Source organism: Variovorax sp. YR634, assembly GCF_900106655.1.
In the GTDB taxonomy this organism is placed as follows: Bacteria; Pseudomonadota; Gammaproteobacteria; order Burkholderiales; family Burkholderiaceae_C; genus Variovorax.
In genome coordinates, this window is record NZ_FNOL01000016.1 from 124,476 (window position 1) to 142,802 (window position 18,327).

The following is an 18,327-nucleotide window of genomic DNA, read 5'->3' on the forward strand; positions in this document are numbered from 1 at the left end:
CCCCGGAGTCCGTCAGCCCCGCGTAGCGTTCTCTTTCATCTTCGCCAGCGCGATGGCGATGGCCGCGCCGCCCAGTGTCTTGATCAGCCCCGAGTGCTGCGCGTAGAACTGGCTCACCTCGTCGATGACGCCGGCATGCTGCTGCTCGGCGTGCGTGGCGATCTCGGTCACCTGCGCGGGCGACAGCTGCGAGGCCTGGTCGGGCGTGACCTGCGTCTGCCCCGGCTGCAGCACGCGCCCGAGCACGCCGCCGGCCAGCGCCGAGGCGGCGGCCGGGCCCAGCGTGGCCAGGATCTGGTTGAGCACACCAGCCTGCTGCGTGGGCGACGACTGGCCGAACAGCTTGCCGACCGTGTCGCCGAAAGGCGGCGTCTGGTCCGAGCGCATGGCCGCGGCGAGCCCCGCGCCAAGTTCGCCGGGCGAGGCGTGCTGCGCGACCTGGTCGATGTGGTCTTCGGCGTTGTTGCTGTTGTTGCCGATGGCCTGCTGGAGGATGTCGAGTAATCCCATGGTGAGCTCCTTGGTGGTCGGGCATCGTGGCCCCGCCTTCCTGATCGGCAACTGACGGCGCTGTGTCCTGCACCGGCAGGCGTCGCCCAGGCGCTGGCCACGCGCGACAGGTCCGCTATCCTGCCGGCTGGCCAAGATGAAGGACTGACTCTCCCATGCACCCCGCTGTTCAAGCCTCTATGGAACGCAGTTTCGGCGCCATTGCCGATCTGGTTCGCCTCCACGCACAACACACCCCCGACCACGCCGCGCTGGCGGATGCCACGCGCACGCTGGACTACCGCGCGCTCGACGCGCTGATGGACCGCGTCGCGGCCAGCCTGCAGCGCGACGGGCTCAAGGCGGGCGACGCCATCGCCATCTGTGCCTCGTCGTCGGTGAACTACGCGGCCGTGTTCCTGGGTGCGCTGCGCGCGGGCGTCGCGGTGGCCCCGCTGGCGCCCGGCTCCACGCCCGCCAGCCTGGCCCGAATGATCGAGGACGCCGACGCGCGCATCCTGTTCAGTGACGCATCGGCAGCCGACGTGATCGGCCCCGCGAAGGAAGGCGGCATTCCGCGCGTGGCACTGGACGGCTCGCAGGTCGGCCGCGACATCGAAGACTGGCTGGCGCCGGCCGGTTCGCAGCCCGAGGCCGTCGAGGTGCAGCCCTCGTGGGCCTTCAACATCATCTATTCGTCGGGCACCACCGGCGAGCCCAAGGGCATCGTGCAGGGCCACGGCATGCGCTGGTCCCACGTGCAGCGCGGCGCCAGGTACGAATACAGCACCGACACCGTCACGCTGCTGTCGACGCCGCTCTACTCCAACACCACGCTGGTGGTGTTCTTCCCCACGCTGGCTTTCGGCGGCTGCGTGGTGCTGATGCCCAAGTTCGACGCGCTCGGCTACCTGCAGCTGGCCGAGAAGCGCCGCGTGACGCACACCATGCTCGTGCCGGTGCAGTACCAGCGGCTGATGGCGCACCCGCGCTTCGACGAGCACGACCTGTCTTCGTACAAGTTCAAGTTCAGCACCAGCGCGCCCTTCAACGCCGCGCTCAAGGCCGACGTGCTCAAGCGCTGGCCCGGCGGGCTGATCGAGTTCTACGGCATGACCGAAGGCGGCGGCACCTGCATCCTGGAAGCGCACCTGCACCCGACCAAGCTGCACACGGTGGGCCAGCCCGCCGAGGGCAGCGACATCCGCCTGATCGACGAGGAAGGCAACGAGCTGCCGCGCGGCAACACCGAGGTGGCCGGCGAGGTGGTGGGCCACTCGGGCGGCATGATGACCGGCTACCACCGCCAGCCGGAGAAGACACGCGAGGCCGAGTGGTTCGACGCCAGCGGCAAGCGCTTCATCCGCACCGGCGACGTGGGCCGCTTCGACGCCGACGGCTTCCTCACGCTGTTCGACCGCAAGAAGGACATGATCATCAGCGGCGGCTTCAACATCTACCCGAGCGACCTCGAGGCCGTGCTGCGCGGCCATGCGGCGGTGGCCGATGTGGCCGTGGTCGGCGTACCGTCGGAGCAATGGGGCGAGACGCCGGTGGCCTTCGTGGTGCGCCGCGAGGGCGACGCCACGAGCGAAGACGCGCTGCTGCAATGGACCAACGCGCAGCTCGGCAAGACGCAGCGCCTGGCGCGGCTGAGCTTCATCGACGAGCTGCCGCGCAGTGCGATCGGCAAGGTGCTCAAGCGCGAACTGCGTGAACGTGACCACGGCTGATGCGCAGCGGCCCGAAGGCGGAGCAGGACCGCGCCAGATGAAATCCCTGCGCGGTCAGTTGCTGTTCTTCTGGGTGCTGTTGTTCGGCATGTGCGCCGCGCTGGCCGTGGTGATGCTCACGCTGTACCGCAGCAGTGCGGGGGCGCAGGTGGCGGCGGGGCGCACGGCCACCGAGCAGTCATGCCGGGCCATCGCCGCGCGCTATGCCAGGTCGGCCACCGCGCCCGCCCCCGCACAACCCCAGGTCGACCTGCTGCAAGTGCTGCTGCAGCTGGTGCTGGTCGAGGCGCCGCACGTCGAAGGCGGCGTGTGGCAGGCCAGCGGCGGCCAGCTGGCCTACGCCTACCCCACCTACGAAGGCAGCGGCGTGAAGCGCGACGTGCCTGCCGCCGAGCAGCCGCTGATCGCCGAAATGGCGCAGCTTGCGGCCCGCACGCAACAGCCGCAGACCGACGTGGTGCGCGGCAGCCGCGAGGCGCTGATCGTCGCGGCCTGTCCGCTGGCGGCGCCGGGCAACGACCTGGCGGCCTGGACCATGACCCGCACCAACGGCGGTGCGCTGGCTGCGCAGGACAGCCTGCGCACCGGGCTGGGCGTGTTGCTGCTGCTGGTGCTGGCTTCGGGCCTGTGGCTGGGCTTCATCCTGCTGCGCGGACTGCGCCACGTGCAACGCCTGGAAAACCGGCTGGCGCAGGCCGATGCCGACGGCGGCGCCATGCCCGAGCTGCCTCGCACCGGCGTGCGCGAGCTCGACCGCATCGTCGACGGCTTCAACCACTACCGCCAGCGCTTCGAGGAGGCCCGCGCCCACCTGCGCGCGGCCGCCCAGCAGCGCAGCCGCGACCAGCGCCTGGCCGCGCTGGGCCGCATGACGGGCGGCATCGCGCACGAGATCCGCAACCCCATCGCCACCATGCGGCTGAAGGCCGAGAACGCGCTGGCCGCCACGCCCGAGAAGCAGGGCGAGGCACTGCGCGTGATCGTCGGGCAGATCGACCGGCTCGATGGGCTGGTGCAGAGCCTTCTTGCGCTCGTGCAGCCGGTGACGCTGGCTCCGGTAAAAGTGGAGCTGCACCGCTGGCTCGACGAGCGTGTGGCCGCCGTGGCGCCCAAGGCCGATGCCGCCGGCGTGCAGGTCACGCTGCAGCACGACAGGCCCGCCAGCGCCGTGTTCGACCCGGTGCACCTGGCGCGCGCGGTCGACAACCTGCTCGACAACGCGGTGCGCCATGCGCCGCGCGGCGGCCACGTCGTGCTCTCGGCCCTGCAGCCCGATGCGCGCACGCTGGCCATCCGCGTGGACGACGACGGCCCCGGCGTGCCCGAATCGCTGCAAGCCAGCCTGTTCGAGCCCTTCGCCACCGGCCGCGCCGACGGCACCGGGCTGGGCTTGGCGCTGGCGCGCGAAGTGGCGCTGGCGCACGGCGGTGACTTGCATCACATGCCGCTGACACCGGGCACCCGCTTCGAACTGGAACTTCCATGGCGCACCTCCTGATCGTCGACGACGACAACGCGTTTCGCGACACGCTGGCCGAAACGCTGCAGGGCCTGGGCCACGAGACGGTCCCCGTCGCCAGCGGCAACGAGGCCATCGAGACGCTGTCGCGCGAGCGCTTCGACGCCGTGTTCCTCGACCACCGCATGCCCGGCATGGACGGCCTGCAGACGCTTGCGGCCCTGCAGGCGCGTATGGCGCGGCTGCCGCCGGTGATCGTGCTCACCGCGTTCTCGAGCGCGGGCAACACCATCGAGGCGATGCGGCTGGGTGCCTTCGACCACCTGGCCAAGCCGATCAGCCGCGAGGCGGTGCGCGAGGTGCTGGAACGCGCGCTTCAGCGGCACACGGCAGCCTCGCCGTCCGCCAGCAACACCGGGGACGACGACGGCGACCTGATCGGCCCGAGCCAGGCGATGCGCGAGGTGCACAAGCGCATCGGCCTGGCCGCCGCCAACGCGATGCCGGTGCTGGTGCTCGGCGAGACAGGCACCGGCAAGGAAATGGTGGCGCGCGCCCTGCACCGCTACTCGGCCCGCGCCGAACGCCCTTTCGTGGCCGTCAACTGCTCGGCCATTCCGAAGGAACTGCTCGAAAGCGAACTCTTCGGCCACGTGCGCGGCGCCTTCACCGGCGCCACCGGCGATCGGCCCGGGTGCTTTCGCGCGGCCGACGGCGGCGTGCTGCTGCTCGACGAGATCGGCGACATGGCGCTGGACGTGCAGGCCAAGATATTGCGCGCGCTGCAGGAGGGCGAGGTCACGCCGCTGGGCAGCCACAAGACGGTGAAGGTCGACGTGCGCGTGGTCGCTGCCACGCACCGCGACCTGGCCGCCGCCGTGCGCGAAGGACGCTTCCGGGAAGACCTGCTGTACCGGCTCGACGTGCTGTCGATCCGCATGCCGCCGCTGCGCGAGCGACTGGCCGACATCATTCCGCTGGCGGAGCACTTCCTGCGCCGCGCCGCCTTGCAAGGTGCGCCCGATGCCGTGCCCAAGGCGCTGTCGGCCGAGGCGGCGCAGCGGCTGCTGAGCCACCCGTGGCCGGGCAACGTGCGAGAGCTGCGCAACGTGATGGAGCGCTGCCATGCGCTGGTGCGGCACCGCGTGATCGGCGGCGCGGACCTGAACCTCGCGCTCGGTGCCGCAGCTCCCGGCGAAGCCCCCGCCACGCTGCCCGCCGACTGGCTCGAGGGCGAACTGCCAGCCGCCGTCGAGAAGCTCGAGCGCCTGCTGATCGCCCACGCGCTCGCGCAGACGCAGGGCAACCGCGCCGAAACGGCACGCCGGCTGGGCATTCACCGGCAACTGCTGTATCGCAAGCTGGCGCAGTACGGGCTCGAATGAGCCGCAGGTGTCCGCAAACCGGACACCCGGTGTCTCCGGATCATGCGGACGCCGGCTGCCGGACACGCGCAAGTCGTTGATTTAAAAGGATTCATGCGCTGGCACGTTGTGTGAGATGTCCTTGGGCATCCATCCACACAAGGAGCTGACCATGACACCCCGTATCACCTTCATCGCCGCCGCCTGCCTGCTGGCCGGCAGCGCCGCCTTCGCCCAGATGCCGCCCCCACCACCGGGCGGACCGCTCCCCCCGCAGCGGCCCGGCGCCACCGCGCCACTGCCACACGCCGTGCCGACAGCGGGCACGGTCGCCAGCGGCCGCGTGCAGCAATGGCTGCTCAACCCGAACGGCGAGGCCGACGGGCTGCTGCTGGCCGACGGCACGCAGGTCGCATTTCCGCCGCACCTCTCGGCCGCCGTAATGCAGGTACTCAGGCCCGGCGATACGGTGCAGGTCAGCGGCTGGCGCGCACCCGGCGTGCCGGTGGTGCGCATGCAGTCGCTCGCCGCCAACGGCCGCAGCGTGACCGACGAGCCGCCGGTGCCCGGCATGGCCCCGCCGCCGCGCGAGCCGGGCGCGCTCGTTGCCCTGTCGGCGGGCGGGCGCATCGATCGCCTGCTGTACACCGACCGTGGCGACGTGCACGGCGTGCTGCTTGCGGACAAGACCACCGTGCGCTTTCCGCCGCACATCGGCGCGATGTACGGCGCGCAACTGCAGCCCGGCGCCCAGTTCCATGCGCGCGGCTGGGGCACGCGCGGCGCACAGGGCACGGCGTTGGAGGCCACCAGCATGGGTCCGACCGCGGACACGGCGCGCGAGGTGTTCGGCGGCCCGGGGCTGGTGCCTGCGCACCGAGGCCCCGGCGGTCCCCGTGGTCCGAGGGGCGCCGGCCCCGCGCCATACGCGCCGCTGATGGCGCCACCGGCCCCGATGCCGGCGTCCTGATCTTCCAGTCCAGCCTGCCATGACCTCCTCCGCCGCACCTTCGCGCCGCAGCCTGCGCGCACTCGACGCACTGGCCTTCTTCGCGCCCGACATCCAGGGCGGCGTCGGCCCGTTCCTGATCGTCTTCATGGCCGGCACGCTGGCCTGGGACCCGCAGCGCATCGGCACCGTGATGTTCGTCTCGGCGCTGGTCGGGCTGCTGGTGCAGGCGCCGGCCGGTGCGCTGATCGACAGCGCGCGGCACAAGCCGCGCTGGATCGCGGGCGCCATTTCGCTCATCGCGGTGTGCCTGGTGGTCATGGCGAACTGGCCGGGCTACGGCGTGATCCTGGCGGGCCAGTCGCTCATCGGCGCTGCGGGCACGCTGGTGGCGCCGGCCATCGCGGCTGTCAGCCTGGGCATGGTGGGCCGCGCCGGGCTGGATGCGCGCGTCGGCCGCAACGCCGCGATCACAGCGGCCGGCACGGTGCTGTGGGCGCTGGGCACCGGCTGGGTGGGCCACGCGTTCGGGCCGCATGCCATGTTCTTCTACGCGGTGGCGATGGCGCTGCCGACCATCGCGGCGGCCATGCTGATCCGCAAGCGCGACGTCGATCCACGGCTGGCGCGCGGCGCCGATGCCGATCACGAAGCCGACACGCCACGTTCCACCGCACGCTGGTACGACCGCCGCTTCATCGTGCTGCTGGTCTGCGCCTTCCTGTTCCACCTGGCCAACGCCGCCATGCTCACGCTGGTGGCGCAGAAGGTTGGCACGCAGGCCGGCACCTCGGCCACGCTGTGGCTGTCGGGAGGCGTGATCGTCACGCAGCTGGTCACCATTCCGATTGCCCTGGCGGTCGGACGCTGGGCGCCGCGGCTGGCGCGCAAACCCATCTTCCTGGCCGGCTTCGCGGTGCTCCCAGTGCGCGGGCTGCTGTACCTGCTGGCCGACAGCCCGGCCGCACTGCTGTCGCTGCAGGTGCTGGACGGCATCGGCGCGGGCATCTTCGGCGTGATGCTGACCTTGATGATCGGCGACATCACGCGCGGCAGCGGGCACTTCAACTTCGCGCTGGGCATCGGCGCGGCCTGCGTGGGGCTTGGCGCGGCGCTCAGCAACCTGGTGGCGGGCACGGTCGCGCACCTGGCCGGCTATGGCACGGCCTTCGTGATGCTGGCGGGCATCGCGGCCGCTGCGCTGACGCTGTTTGCGCTCGCAATGCCGGAAACTCGCGACCGGCGCCGTTCGATGGCGAACGCGCCGGCCGCCTCCGTACTGACCACCGCCGCTCCATGACCAAAGACACCGTGCCGACCCTGGCATCTTCCTCCTCGTCCGCCGCTTCCGGGGCCGACGCTCCCGCAACCCACGAAGGCGGCGGAAACGGCCTGCTCTGGGTGCTGGTGGCGGTGGCGGTGCTGTTCGCCTTCGTGCGCCCGCGCGCGCCGATGGACTGGCTCAAGCTGATCGACTGGCAGACTGTGGGGGCCCTGGCCGGGCTGCTCGCCATCACGCAGGGCGTGGAAAAGAGCGGCATGCTGCAGTCGGCCGCCCAGCGGCTGCTGGCGCGCACCACCAATCTGCGCCAACTGGCGCTGCTGCTCACCGCCACGGCCGCCGTGCTGTCGGCACTGGTCACCAACGACGTGAGCCTGTTCCTGCTGGTACCTCTGACGCGCGTGCTGGCCACGCAGGCGCACCTGCCGCTGGCGCGGCTGGTGGTGCTCCAGGCGCTGGCGGTGAACGCGGGCTCCGCGCTCACGCCCATCGGCAATCCGCAGAACCTGTACCTGTGGCACCGCACCGGCGAAAGCTTCGGCGGCTTCATGCTCATGATGGCGCCCACCGTGCTCGTCATGCTGTTCTGGTTGTTCGTGGCCGTGTGGCTGCTGGTGCCGCGCACGGCCATCGCGCTCAAGCCGGCGGCCGAAGCCGCGCCGGTTCAGCCGAGGCTGCTGGCGCTGTCGGGCGTGCTGTTCGTGGGCTTCGTCGTCGCGCTCGACCGGCACTGGCTGCTGGCGGGCCTGGCGGTGGTGTTCGTCGCCTACCTGCTGTTCCAGCGCCGCGTGCTGCTGGGCGTCGACTGGGCGCTGCTCGCCATCATCGCGCTGATGTTCGTCGACCTGCGCCAGCTCGCCGAACTGCCGGCGGTGGCTTCGCTGGTGGGCCAGTGGCCGATTGCCGAGGGCTGGCGCGCGTACCTCGCGGCCATCGTCACCTCGCAGTTCATCAGCAATGTGCCGGCCACCATCCTGCTGGACCGCTACGTGCACGACCTGCCCGCGCTGGCGGCGGGCGTGAGCGTGGGCGGCTTCGGCTGCGTGCTGGGCTCGCTGGCCAATCTCATCGCGCTGCGGCTGGCCAAGGTGCCGCACGGGTTGCGCGAGTTCCATCGCATCAGCATTCCCTTCCTGATCGTGTGCGCGGCATCGGCGGTGCTGCTGCGGCTCGGTTGATCGCGTTTTCCGTTTCACAACCACACTCGAAAAAGGACATTCCATGCCACATCCTCACGACACCCTCGACGTCTGGTCGGTCGAAGGCCGTTTCCAGCACCTGGTCTACAGCCCCAAGGGCCACATCGAAGGCGTGCTGATCGACACCGACGGCGTGCCCACGCAGTTCGTGTTCGATCGCCACGACGAATGCGCCGCGCCCGCGTTTGCCGGCCTGCAGGCCGGCCAGGCGCTGGTGATCGAGGGCATCGAACAAGACCCTTCGCCCAAAGGCGAAACCGAACACACGGTCTACCGCTTCGAGCGGCTGGCCTCGGTCGACGGCAAGGCGCCGCGGCAGGTGGACGCCGGCGAACGCATCGACGGCACGGTAGTCCGCTTCAACTACGCGCGCCACGGACAGGCCAACGGCGTGGTGCTGGACACCGGCGACTTCGTCCACACAAAGCCCGACGGCCTCGCGCGGCTGGCCCTGAAGGTCGGCGACAAGGTGCGGGCCGAGGGCCGCTCACAGCCGCTGGCGACGGGCCAGGGGCGCGTGGTCGAAGCGGTGCGGGTCAACGGGCAGGCGCTGCAGGACGTCGACGGAAGCTGATGCTGCCTGTGGCATTGCCGGGGCGCTGCGCGGACAATCCATGACAGCCCATGCCTGTCCTCGGTTCCTCCCCGTCGCCCCACCATGAACTCGCCCTGCGCGACTACGGCCACTCGCATGGCAGCCACGCGCACGACCACTTCCAGGTGCTGATCGGCCTCGACGGCGTGCTGGAGATCGAAGTGGAAGGCCGGGGCGCCGGCATCGGCGCGGGCGAGGCGCAGGTGGTCGCCCCGGGCGACCGGCACGACTTCAGCGCGCGCAAGCACGGCAGCCTGTGCCTGGTGCTCGACACCACGCAACCGGCATGGGCCCGCTGCGCCGAGCGCGCACCGCCCGATTCGCCGCAACTGCACGCGCTGGCGCGCTACCTGGCGCAATGCATGAAGCAGCCACAGGCCTCGGCCCTGGCATTGCAGCATGGCCCCGCGCTGTTGCTGGAGGCCTGGAGCCCGGCGCCGGCATCTGCCGATTCGCGCCGACGTCGTATCGACTGGCCCCTGCTCGCCGACTGGGCCCGGGCCCGCTGGCACGAGCCGTTGAGCGTGGCCGACCTGGCCGATGTCGCCTGTCTGAGCCCGAGCCAGTTCGCGCAGCGCTGCCGCGACGAGCAGGGCGTGAGCGCGATGCACTGGCTGCGCTCGCTGCGGCTGGCGCATGCGCGTGAGCTGCGGCTGGGCGGCATGAGCGTGGCTGAGGCGGCACGCCGCACGGGCTACCGGTCGCCCTCCGCACTCACAGCCGCACTGCGCCGCTGACTGCGCCCTCCCCGGCGCAAGACCGTCGTTGCGCGACGACGGACCGTCATTGCGCGACGACCGCGTCGCTTAGCCTTGCCGCCCATGTCGTCCACCGTCTACGCCCTGCTGGCCATCGCGCTCTGGGCAACGCTCGCCTCGCTCGGCACTGCGCTGTCGCATCTGCCGCCTTTTCTCCTGACCGGGCTTGCGCTGATCATCGGCAGCGTGCCGAGCTGGCCACTGGTGCTGCGCGACCGCTCGGCCTGGCGGGTGCCGCCGTGCACGCTGGCGCTGGGCATCTACGGGCTGTTCGGCTTTCACTTCCTGCTGTTCATCGCGCTGCGGCATGCGCCGCCGGTCGAAGCCAACCTCGTCAACTACCTGTGGCCGCTGCTGATGGTGGTGCTGGCGCCGGTGCTGCTGCCGGGCATGTCGCTGCGGCCGCTGCACGTGGTGGCTGCCCTGCTGGGGTTCGCGGGCGCAGCGATCGCGATCCTCGGCGCGCGCAGCGGCGGCGCGGCGGCAACGGGGGCGCAGGAGTACTGGGGCTTCGTGCCGGCGCTGGGCTCGGCCTTCGTCTGGGCGAGCTATTCGCTCTGGACGAAGCGCGTGGCGGCCTTCCCGACCTCGGCGATCGGCCTGTTCGGGCTGGTCTCGGGTGTGCTCTCGCTGGCCTGCCACGCCGTGCTCGAGCCCTCGGTGGCGCTGTCGGGCCGGGACTGGCTGCTGCTCGTGCTCTGCGGCCTCGGCCCGCTGGGCGCGGCTTTCTTCGTGTGGGACATCGCGCTCAAGCGCGGCGACGCGCGGCAGATCGGCATCCTGAGCTACCTCACGCCGCTGGGCTCGACCGCGCTGCTGCTGCTCGTCACCGGCCGGCCGCTCACCTGGACCATCGCCGTGGCGGCCTGGCTCATCGTCTCGGCGGCGGTCATGGGCACGCGCGCGCGCTGACTTGCGCAGAATCAGGCTGTATCCGACGGCTCGGCGTCTTCTTTTCTGGCTAGAGTGGAGGCTCAGGAATAAAGGAGCCAACCCACATGGACGACAAGAACAGGGATTTCGAGATCACGCCCAAGCTGGTGTTCGACCTGAACCTGGCGCTGTACCTCGACCTGGTGGCCGCGCTGGAGGGCGCGGGCGCCGTCACCTACCGCCAGATGGCGGCCCGGGTGCTCAACATCAGCATGGACGCGCGCGGCGACGGCGACACCGGCCTGTCGACGGTGCTCGAAGGCATCGCGCGGGGTTTCGCCGGCCACGGCGACGGCATGTCGATCGAGCTGCTGAAGGCCGCGAGGGGCCTTCGCGAAGACGAGGCGATGGGCGACATTCCCATGCGGCCCGACGAAAGCTGAAAAAGCGCCTTTTGCTTCTTTTTCAGGCTTGCGCCACCTGCAGCACCAGCTTGCCGAAGTTTTCTCCGGCAAAGAGCTTGTTGAGCGACTCGGGGAAGGTGTCCAGGCCCTTCACGATGTCTTCCTTGCTCTTCATGCGCCCGTCTTTCAGGTAGCCGGCCATCTCGGCGATGGCGATGTGATAGCGGTCGGCGTAGTCGAACACCACGATGCCTTCCATGCGCGCGCGATTCACCAGCAGGCTCAGGTAGTTCTTGGGGCCGGCCGCGGGCATGCTGTTGGCGTTGTTGTACTGGCTGATGGCGCCGCAGATGATGATGCGGGCCTTGCGCGCGAGCCGCGCCAGCACCATGTCGAGGATCTCGCCGCCGACGTTGTCGAAGTAGATGTCCACGCCCTTCGGGCAGTGGGTCTTGAGGCCTTCGCGCACCGCGCCTGCGCCGGCCTTGTAGTCGATGCAGGCGTCGAAGCCCAGCTCCTTCACAACCCAGTCGCACTTGGCGGCGCCGCCGGCGATGCCGACCACGCGGCAGCCCTTGATCTTGGCCAGCTGGCCCACGGTCTGGCCCACGGCGCCGGCCGCGCCGGAAACCACCACCGTCTCGCCCGCCTTGGGCATGCCCACGTCCATCAGGCCGAAGTAGCCGGTCATGCCGGGCATGCCCAGCACGTTGAGCCACTGGGTGATGGTGCCCACGCGCAGGTCGATCTTGACCAGGCCGTTGCGCTTGACCTGGTCCTCGGGGATCAGGATGTATTCCTGTACGCCCAGCGTGCCGTAGACGGTGTCGCCCACAGCGAACTGCGGGTTCTTCGAGGCAATGACGCGGCCGACGCCGCCGGCGCGCATCACTTCGTCGATGCCCACGGGCGGGATGTAGCTCTTGGCGTCGTTGAGCCAGCCGCGCATGGCGGGGTCGAGCGACAGCGACAGCGTCTTGACCAGCACGCCGCCCTCGGCCGGCTCGCCGACGGGTTCGGTGGTGAATTTCCAGTTCTCGCGGGTGGCCGTGCCCTCGGGGCGTTTGGCGAGGCGAACCTGGTGGTTGGTGAGTGAGCTGCTCATGGTGTCTCCTTGACCTTGAATGCCGGACGCTGGCACGGAGGCGCATCGTAGCCGTGGCCTGCGGGCGGGCTGGTAGCGCAGGTGACAGCGCCCGTCGGGCCGCTTTGCCTCAGGCCAGCCTGACGATGATCTGCAGCCCCGGCCCGGCGTTGCGCACCGTCAGCTCGCCGCCGTGCGCCTCGGCAATCAGCCGGCACAGGTACATGCCGAGGCCGACGCCGCCGGTGGCGCGCGCCCGTGCGCCGTCGGTGCGGTAGAAGGGCTCGGTCAGCCGTTCGAGCTGTTCGTCGTCCACGCCGGGGCCGTGGTCGCGCACCTCGATCTCGATGCCCTGCTTCCTGCCGTCGAGCACCGCGCGCAGCGACACGCACGGCGGCCGCGGCGCGTCGGCGCTGTAGCGCAGGGCGTTGTCCAGCAGGTTACGCACCAGCAGGCGGATGCGCATGCGGTCGACGGCATGCGGCGGCAGGCCTTCGGCCAGGTCGAGGTGCACGTTCTGCGCACCGGGCATCTCGGCCACGATCTCGCGGATCAGTGCCGCCAGGTCGACCGGTTCGCGCTGCAGCGCCACGTGCGGGCTCGCGAGGCGTTCGCTTTCGAGCAGGTCGCTGATGAGGTCGCGCATCTCGTTGAGGTCGCGCAGCAGCGCCTCGCGCTCGGCCTGGCCTTCGGGCGTGATCGGCAGCAGCTCGGCATTGAGCCGGGCGCGCGTGAGCGGCGAGCGCAGTTCGTGGCTCAGGGCGAGCAGCAGACCGCGCTTGGCGTCGAGCATGGCCTGGATGTCGTCGGCCATGGTATTGATGCGTTCGGCAAGGTCGCCGAGGTCATCGTTGCGGCGCACCGGAATGGGCTGCGTGAACTCGCCACGGCCGAAGCGCTGCGCGCCTTCGCGAATGTCGATCAACGGCCGCAGCAACCGGCTCACGTAGGCATAGCCCAGCAGCACGCACGACAGCAGCACGCCGAGCGTGGCCCAGCCGGTGGCGCGCGGCGCCAGTTGCCAGAGCTTGGGCGCCCAGCCGAAGATCACGCGGTGGCCGTCTGCCGTGGGGCGGATGAACCACTTGTCGCCGCCGAACACGTCTTCGCGGTCGTGCATCCAACCGCCGGGGCTGTTCGCGCCGCCGGGATTGGAATCCCAGTTGACCTTGGGTCCGACGATGCGGATGGTGATGGGCAGCCGCGCCACCAGCGCCTGTGCGCGCGCCACGTCGGGCGGCGTGCCGATCTCCGAGACCAGGCGGTCGGCGTAGTCGGTCAGCATCGGCTTGGCGGCTTCGGCCCAGCCGGTGGAAAAGGCCTTCTTCATGCCGCCCATGAACACCGCCGCCATCACCATGGCCAGCACCACGAACATCAGCACCAGCCGCACACGCAGCGAGCGGCGCCAGCGGCGCTTGCCCTGCACCTTCTCATTCCAGCGCGCATGCCACTTCGCATGCCAGTCTTCGCGCGATTGCTCGTCGCGGCACTCCTCGCCGCGCCACCTCATCCTGCGGGATTCCCGACGGCCGAGACTCATTGAAATACCTTCGCGCTTCGCGCTGCGGTGCGAGCTTGCTTGGGGCGGCCCGGCGCTGCGCTCATGCAGGTTCGCTTCGTGCCACGGCCAGCGCGTAGCCGGCGTTGCGCAGCGTCTTGATGCAGTCCAGCGGCTCGAGCTTCTTGCGCAGGCGGCTCACCACGATGTCGACCGCGCGGGTGTAGAGCTCGGCCTCGTGACCGCGCAGGCGGTTGAGGATGTCGTCGCGGCTGAACACCTTGCCGGGTTCGGCGGCCAGCAGCGCCAGCAGTTCGAACTCGGTGCCCGTGAGCTCCACGCGCTCGCCATGGCGCAGCACCTGGCGCCGGTCGAGGTCGATCGACAGGCCGTCGAACACGCGGTGCTGCGTGCCGTTGATCACCGCCTGCGGCACGCTGCGCTGGCGGCGCAGGATGGTCTGCACGCGCGCCACCAGCTCGCGCGGCTCGAAGGGCTTGGGCACGTAGTCGTCGGCGCCGAGTTCGAGGCCGACCACGCGGTCCATCACTTCGCCGCGGGCAGTGAGCATGACGATGGGAATGTCGCTTTCCTTGCGGATCTCGCGGCACAGCGCGAAGCCGTCCATCTCGGGCAGCATGACGTCGAGGATGGCCGCGTCGTAGGTGCCGGCGCGCAGCTTGGCGAGGCCTTCGCTCGGGCGCACGGCGCTCTCGAGCGTGCAGCCGAAGCGTGCGAAGTAGGTGGTCAGCGGCGCGGCGAGGTGTTCGTCGTCGTCGATCAGCAGGATGCGCGGCATGGCGGGATTGTGCCTCCTGGCAAGGAAATGGCGGATGACCTCGCTGACCATCAAACCTGCCGGCATCGCACCGCCCAGGTCAGGCCCGTCACGAGGAGTGAGAGCAAAAGCGCGTGGTAGACCACGTCGGGCACGGTGCGCGGACCGATGCCCGCCACGATGGTGCCGAGCCCGACCAGCGTGCCCAGCAACGCGAAGCCCTGGCCGAAGATGGCGGCGCGGCGCGCGTCCTCTGGGCGCAGCCAGGTCTCGACCGTGGCGAGCACCAGCACGGTGGCGATCACCGCTTCGGCGACGCGGGCGTGCCCATGCGCATAGCCCGGCACGATGCGGCCGGCGTGCACCATCGATGCGAGGCCGAGCGCGAGCGCCTCGGTCAGCATCCATGCGCGCGCGGCCTGCGGGCGCATGACGGGGACTGTGCCGCGTTCGCTCACCATGGATCGGCCTTCCCGATGCGGCCCAGGTGCGTGGCGGCAAAGCCCGCCGCGTACTTGAGCCCGTAGCCGAGTGCGCGGTCGAAGCCGATGTGGACCAGCCAGATCAGGCTGCCGGCCACGGCCCACGGCATGGCCGCAAGCACGCCGAGCGCCAGCAGCAGCACCGGCCCGACGTACGAATGCGCCGCGTTGTAAAGAGCCGCCCCCACGCGCGGCCCCGCGAGGTAGCCCAGCAGCGAGAGATCGGGCGCGAGCAGCCAGAGCGCGAACACGCCCCAGCCCGCGCCGAACTGGGCGTAGGCAGCGAGTGCCACGCCGAGCACCACCGCGCCTTCGACCCGCAGCAGCGCACGCACCCCGCCGGCTGCCGCTGCCTGTTCGGGAGATACGGTGGAGCCGGCTTCGCCGGTCCACAGCTGTCGCCCCCGGAGAGGGGGAAGGCGAAGCGACACGAAGTGCGCGAAGCCTGGGGGTGATTGGAGCCTATCCACGATGGCTCCAGCGGCGGCCACCTCGGTCCATGAAGTCGCGCACCTTCTGCTGCTGCGCGGCATTCAGGTTGTCGTAGAAGTCGGCGGCTGCGGCAATGATCTCGGGGCTGCCGTTGCGCACGGCGGCGGTCTTCTCTTCGACCAGGCGCGTGGCGCCGGCCTGGTCGAGCTTGTTGCCCGCGAACAGCGCCTTGAACTGCGAGCGCGGATCGCCCGAGCCGCCGGCGCCGCGCATGGCTTCGCGCTGCGCCTGCAGCTTCTCGGCCAGCACGGTGAGCTTCTGCTTCTGGTTGGCGTCGAGCTCGAGCTTGCTGCCCACGCGCTCGATCATCTTCGCGCGGAACTCGGCGCTGTCGCCACCGCCCCAGCCGTGCCGTTGACCGGCACAGCCGGCGATGCTGCCGGCAACCATCGCGGCGCCCGCAAAACCGAAGAGAGTTCGTTTGATCCAGTACTTCATGGTGATTCCTTGTGTTGTCTGTGAGGAGGAAGCTCCATGGTGCGATCTGCACCGGGCCAAGTCCTCTCGCTGCGGTTGCGGCGTGTTTCGTTTTATTGCGACGCGCGTGGAGGCGAACCAGGCGGCTTACAGGCGGCTGCTCTTGGCGTTGGCAGCCGAGGCGCGCGCGTCGACGGGGTTCTGCATCGTCGAGATGACCTGGCTGTTCACGCGCGAGCTGGCCGACACGTTCTGGTCGGGCGCAGCGGTGGCGCGCACGGCTTCGGCGACGATGCGACCGCGCTCGGTCGACACGGCCATGGTCTCGGCGCCGCGCGAACCGCGCACCACGTTCTGGTTGGGTGCCGATGCAGTGCTTACGGCTTCGGCGCTGACGTCGGCGCGGCTCTTGGCCGACACGGCGGGCTGCACGCCCTCGTAGCTTTCAGCCTTGGCGCCGGCTGCTGCGAGCATGGCGAAGGAGCCGACGGCGATGATCTGGGTCAGGGAGAGAGATTTCATGATGCAGGCCTTTCTTTCAGGGTTGGAAGAGGAGGCCTGATCGTGCTTGCGGGGTTCCCGCAAGTCCTTTCGCCGCAGTTTCGGCGTGTATCGTTTCTTTTCACCCACCCGCCAGGGTGAGTGAAAAGTACGCTCAACCCGCCATCACGGCGGCAGGGTCGTCGGACTCGAGCACGCTCTTGGCCCATGCCTCGAGCTTGCTGGTGTCGGCGCGCAGCACTTCCTGCTTAACCGCAAGAATGCGCGAGGGGTGCATCGAGAAGCTGCGCAGGCCCAGGCCCAGCAACAGGCGCGTGAAGGCCACGTCGCCCGCCATCTCGCCGCACACGGCCACGCCCTTGCCCTGGCGACGGCACTCGGCGATGGTGTCGGCCACGAGGCGCAGCACCGCCGGGTGCGCAGGGTCGTAGAGGTGCGCCACCGATTCGTCGGCGCGGTCGATGGCCAGCGTGTACTGGATCAGGTCGTTGGTGCCGATCGACAGGAAATCGAAGTGCTTCAGGAAGATGCGCAGCGTGAGCGCAGCCGCGGGAATCTCGATCATGGCGCCGAGCTTCACCGGGCCATGCACCGCGCCGCGGTTGTCGAGCTCGGTGCGCGCGAAGTCGATCAGCGACAGCGTCTGGCGGATCTCGCTCGCGTGCGCGAGCATGGGGATCAGCAGGTGGATTTCGCCGTGCGCCGCCGCGCGCAGGATGGCGCGCAGCTGCGTGAGGAACATCGCCGGGTCGGCCAGGCTCCAGCGAATGGCGCGCAGGCCGAGCGCGGGGTTCAGGTGCTCCTGCTTGTTGGCCGACTTGCTGTCGAGCGGCTTGTCTGCCCCCACGTCGATGGTGCGGATGGTGACGGGCATGCCCTGCATGCCCTCGACCGCGCGCTTGTAGGCCTGGTACTGCTCTTCTTCGTCGGGCAGGCGGGTCTGACGCGTGGTCGACTCGCGGCCCATGAAGAGGAATTCGCTGCGGAACAGGCCCACGCCCACGGCGCCGGCCTTGACTGCGCCCACGGTGTCTTCGGGCATCTCGATGTTGGCGAGCAGCTCGACGCGCTGGCCGTCGAGCGTGATGGCCGGCTTGTGGCGCAGCCGCGCGAGCCGGCCGCGTTCGAGATCGCCTTGGCGCTGCTTGAAGCCGTACTCGGCCAGGATGATCGGCGACGGGTCGACGATCACCACGCCGGCGTCGCCGTCGATGATGACCCAGTCATCCTGGCGCACCAGCTGGCTCGCGGTGCGCGCGCCGACCACGGCCGGAATGTCCATGCTGCGCGCGACGATGGCGGTGTGCGAGGTGCGCCCGCCGACGTCGGTGACGAAGCCGGCGAACACGCTCTTCTTGAACTGCAGCATGTCGGCCGGCGAGAGGTCGTGCGCGATGAGCACCAGCGGCACGTCGATGCCGTCGCCCGCGGTGGGATCGTCGTTGTCGTCGTCCGAGGCGGCGGCGCGCTTGCGGCGCGGCGGGCTCGGTGCCAGCACGGCGGCCGTGCCCTTCATGCGATGCAGCAGACGCTCGACCACCTGTTCGAGGTCGGCCTTGCGCTCGCGCAGGTACTCGTCCTCCATCTCGTCGAACTGGCGCGCGATGATTTCGAGCTGCGTGGTCAGCGCCCATTCAGCGTTGTAGAGCCGCTCGCTGATCCAGTGCTTGACGCCGCCGCTCAAGGCCTCGTCCTGCAGCAGCATCTGGTGTACCTCGAGCAGCGCCGCGAGTTCGTGCGGCGCGTCGTTGGGGCCCATCAGCGCGACGTTGGCCTGCAGCTTGGCGAGCTCGTCGGCCACCGCGTTGCGCGCGGTGCGCACACGGTCGATCTCGGTCTCGATCTCTTCGGGCTTGATGAAGTAGTGGGCCACGTCGATGCGGCTCGACACCACCATCACTGCGCGCCCGATGGCAATGCCACGGGCGACAGGGAGGCCGTGGACTGCGAAGGTCATGGGACGGTCC

Annotated in this window: 19 protein-coding genes; 10 read left to right on the top strand and 9 right to left on the bottom strand. The window is 70.1% G+C overall.

Annotation, left to right across the window (positions count from 1 at the left end):
- Positions 1-12 precede the first annotated feature (12 nt).
- Positions 13-510: a hypothetical protein gene (locus tag BLV60_RS23780; RefSeq protein ID WP_093057747.1), complete on the bottom strand. Its 498-nt coding sequence runs from the start codon at positions 508-510 to the stop codon at positions 13-15.
- A 179-nt stretch (positions 511-689) separates the two neighbouring features.
- Here BLV60_RS23780 and BLV60_RS23785 point away from each other — a divergent pair, with 179 nt between their 5' ends.
- The 10 genes from BLV60_RS23785 (at position 690) to BLV60_RS23830 (ending at position 11,144) form a co-directional block, all read left to right on the top strand.
- Positions 690-2,222: a class I adenylate-forming enzyme family protein gene (locus tag BLV60_RS23785; RefSeq protein ID WP_093057748.1), complete on the top strand. Its 1,533-nt coding sequence runs from the start codon at positions 690-692 to the stop codon at positions 2,220-2,222.
- A gap of 37 nt (positions 2,223-2,259) precedes the next feature.
- A complete protein-coding gene (locus tag BLV60_RS23790) occupies positions 2,260-3,720 on the top strand; it encodes a sensor histidine kinase (RefSeq protein ID WP_093057791.1) in 1,461 nt (486 codons plus the stop codon).
- Positions 3,705-5,066 (top strand): sigma-54-dependent transcriptional regulator, encoded by a 1,362-nt coding sequence (locus tag BLV60_RS23795; RefSeq protein ID WP_093057749.1) that lies wholly within the window; start codon positions 3,705-3,707, stop codon positions 5,064-5,066. The genes BLV60_RS23790 and BLV60_RS23795 overlap by 16 nt, the downstream gene beginning before the upstream one ends.
- Positions 5,067-5,217: 151 nt before the next feature.
- Entirely contained in the window at positions 5,218-6,015 is a 798-nt protein-coding gene (locus BLV60_RS23800; protein ID WP_093057792.1) for a hypothetical protein, read from the top strand.
- 19 nt (positions 6,016-6,034) lie between these two features.
- Positions 6,035-7,294, top strand: coding sequence for an MFS transporter (locus tag BLV60_RS23805; RefSeq protein ID WP_093057750.1), 1,260 nt, complete (start codon positions 6,035-6,037; stop codon positions 7,292-7,294).
- Positions 7,291-8,454 carry an SLC13 family permease gene (locus BLV60_RS23810; RefSeq protein WP_176928899.1) on the top strand — a complete coding sequence of 388 codons (1,164 nt, stop codon included), beginning with the start codon at positions 7,291-7,293 and terminating at the stop codon, positions 8,452-8,454. Before BLV60_RS23805 ends, BLV60_RS23810 begins: the two co-directional genes overlap by 4 nt.
- A gap of 43 nt (positions 8,455-8,497) precedes the next feature.
- A complete protein-coding gene (locus BLV60_RS23815; RefSeq protein ID WP_093057751.1) occupies positions 8,498-9,049 on the top strand; it encodes a hypothetical protein in 552 nt (183 codons plus the stop codon).
- A 50-nt stretch (positions 9,050-9,099) separates the two neighbouring features.
- A complete protein-coding gene (locus tag BLV60_RS23820) occupies positions 9,100-9,807 on the top strand; it encodes an AraC family transcriptional regulator (RefSeq protein ID WP_093057752.1) in 708 nt (235 codons plus the stop codon).
- Between the two features lie 84 nt (positions 9,808-9,891).
- A complete protein-coding gene (locus BLV60_RS23825; protein ID WP_093057753.1) occupies positions 9,892-10,740 on the top strand; it encodes a DMT family transporter in 849 nt (282 codons plus the stop codon).
- An 86-nt stretch (positions 10,741-10,826) separates the two neighbouring features.
- On the top strand, positions 10,827-11,144 hold the full coding sequence (locus tag BLV60_RS23830) for a hypothetical protein (protein WP_093057754.1): 318 nt from the start codon (positions 10,827-10,829) through the stop codon (positions 11,142-11,144).
- Positions 11,145-11,166: 22 nt separating this feature from the next.
- Here BLV60_RS23830 and BLV60_RS23835 read toward each other — a convergent pair whose 3' ends face one another.
- From BLV60_RS23835 to ptsP, 8 genes are all read right to left on the bottom strand, one after another.
- On the bottom strand, positions 11,167-12,210 hold the full coding sequence (locus BLV60_RS23835) for an NADP-dependent oxidoreductase (protein ID WP_093057755.1): 1,044 nt from the start codon (positions 12,208-12,210) through the stop codon (positions 11,167-11,169).
- A 109-nt stretch (positions 12,211-12,319) separates the two neighbouring features.
- Positions 12,320-13,702: a HAMP domain-containing sensor histidine kinase gene (locus BLV60_RS23840; protein WP_093057756.1), complete on the bottom strand. Its 1,383-nt coding sequence runs from the start codon at positions 13,700-13,702 to the stop codon at positions 12,320-12,322.
- Positions 13,703-13,793: 91 nt separating this feature from the next.
- Positions 13,794-14,489 carry a response regulator transcription factor gene (locus BLV60_RS23845; RefSeq protein WP_176928901.1) on the bottom strand — a complete coding sequence of 232 codons (696 nt, stop codon included), beginning with the start codon at positions 14,487-14,489 and terminating at the stop codon, positions 13,794-13,796.
- 50 nt (positions 14,490-14,539) lie between these two features.
- A complete protein-coding gene (locus BLV60_RS23850; RefSeq protein WP_093057758.1) occupies positions 14,540-14,929 on the bottom strand; it encodes a hypothetical protein in 390 nt (129 codons plus the stop codon).
- Complete coding sequence (locus BLV60_RS23855; RefSeq protein ID WP_093057759.1) at positions 14,923-15,420, bottom strand: DUF4260 domain-containing protein; 498 nt, start codon at positions 15,418-15,420, stop codon at positions 14,923-14,925. Before BLV60_RS23855 ends, BLV60_RS23850 begins: the two co-directional genes overlap by 7 nt.
- Positions 15,413-15,880, bottom strand: a complete 468-nt coding sequence (locus BLV60_RS23860; protein WP_093057760.1) for a Spy/CpxP family protein refolding chaperone — start codon at positions 15,878-15,880, stop codon at positions 15,413-15,415. Before BLV60_RS23860 ends, BLV60_RS23855 begins: the two co-directional genes overlap by 8 nt.
- Positions 15,881-16,006: 126 nt before the next feature.
- Positions 16,007-16,381 carry a DUF4148 domain-containing protein gene (locus BLV60_RS23865; RefSeq protein ID WP_093057761.1) on the bottom strand — a complete coding sequence of 125 codons (375 nt, stop codon included), beginning with the start codon at positions 16,379-16,381 and terminating at the stop codon, positions 16,007-16,009.
- 133 nt (positions 16,382-16,514) lie between these two features.
- Positions 16,515-18,317 carry a phosphoenolpyruvate--protein phosphotransferase gene (ptsP, locus tag BLV60_RS23870; protein WP_093057762.1) on the bottom strand — a complete coding sequence of 601 codons (1,803 nt, stop codon included), beginning with the start codon at positions 18,315-18,317 and terminating at the stop codon, positions 16,515-16,517.
- Positions 18,318-18,327 lie beyond the last annotated feature (10 nt).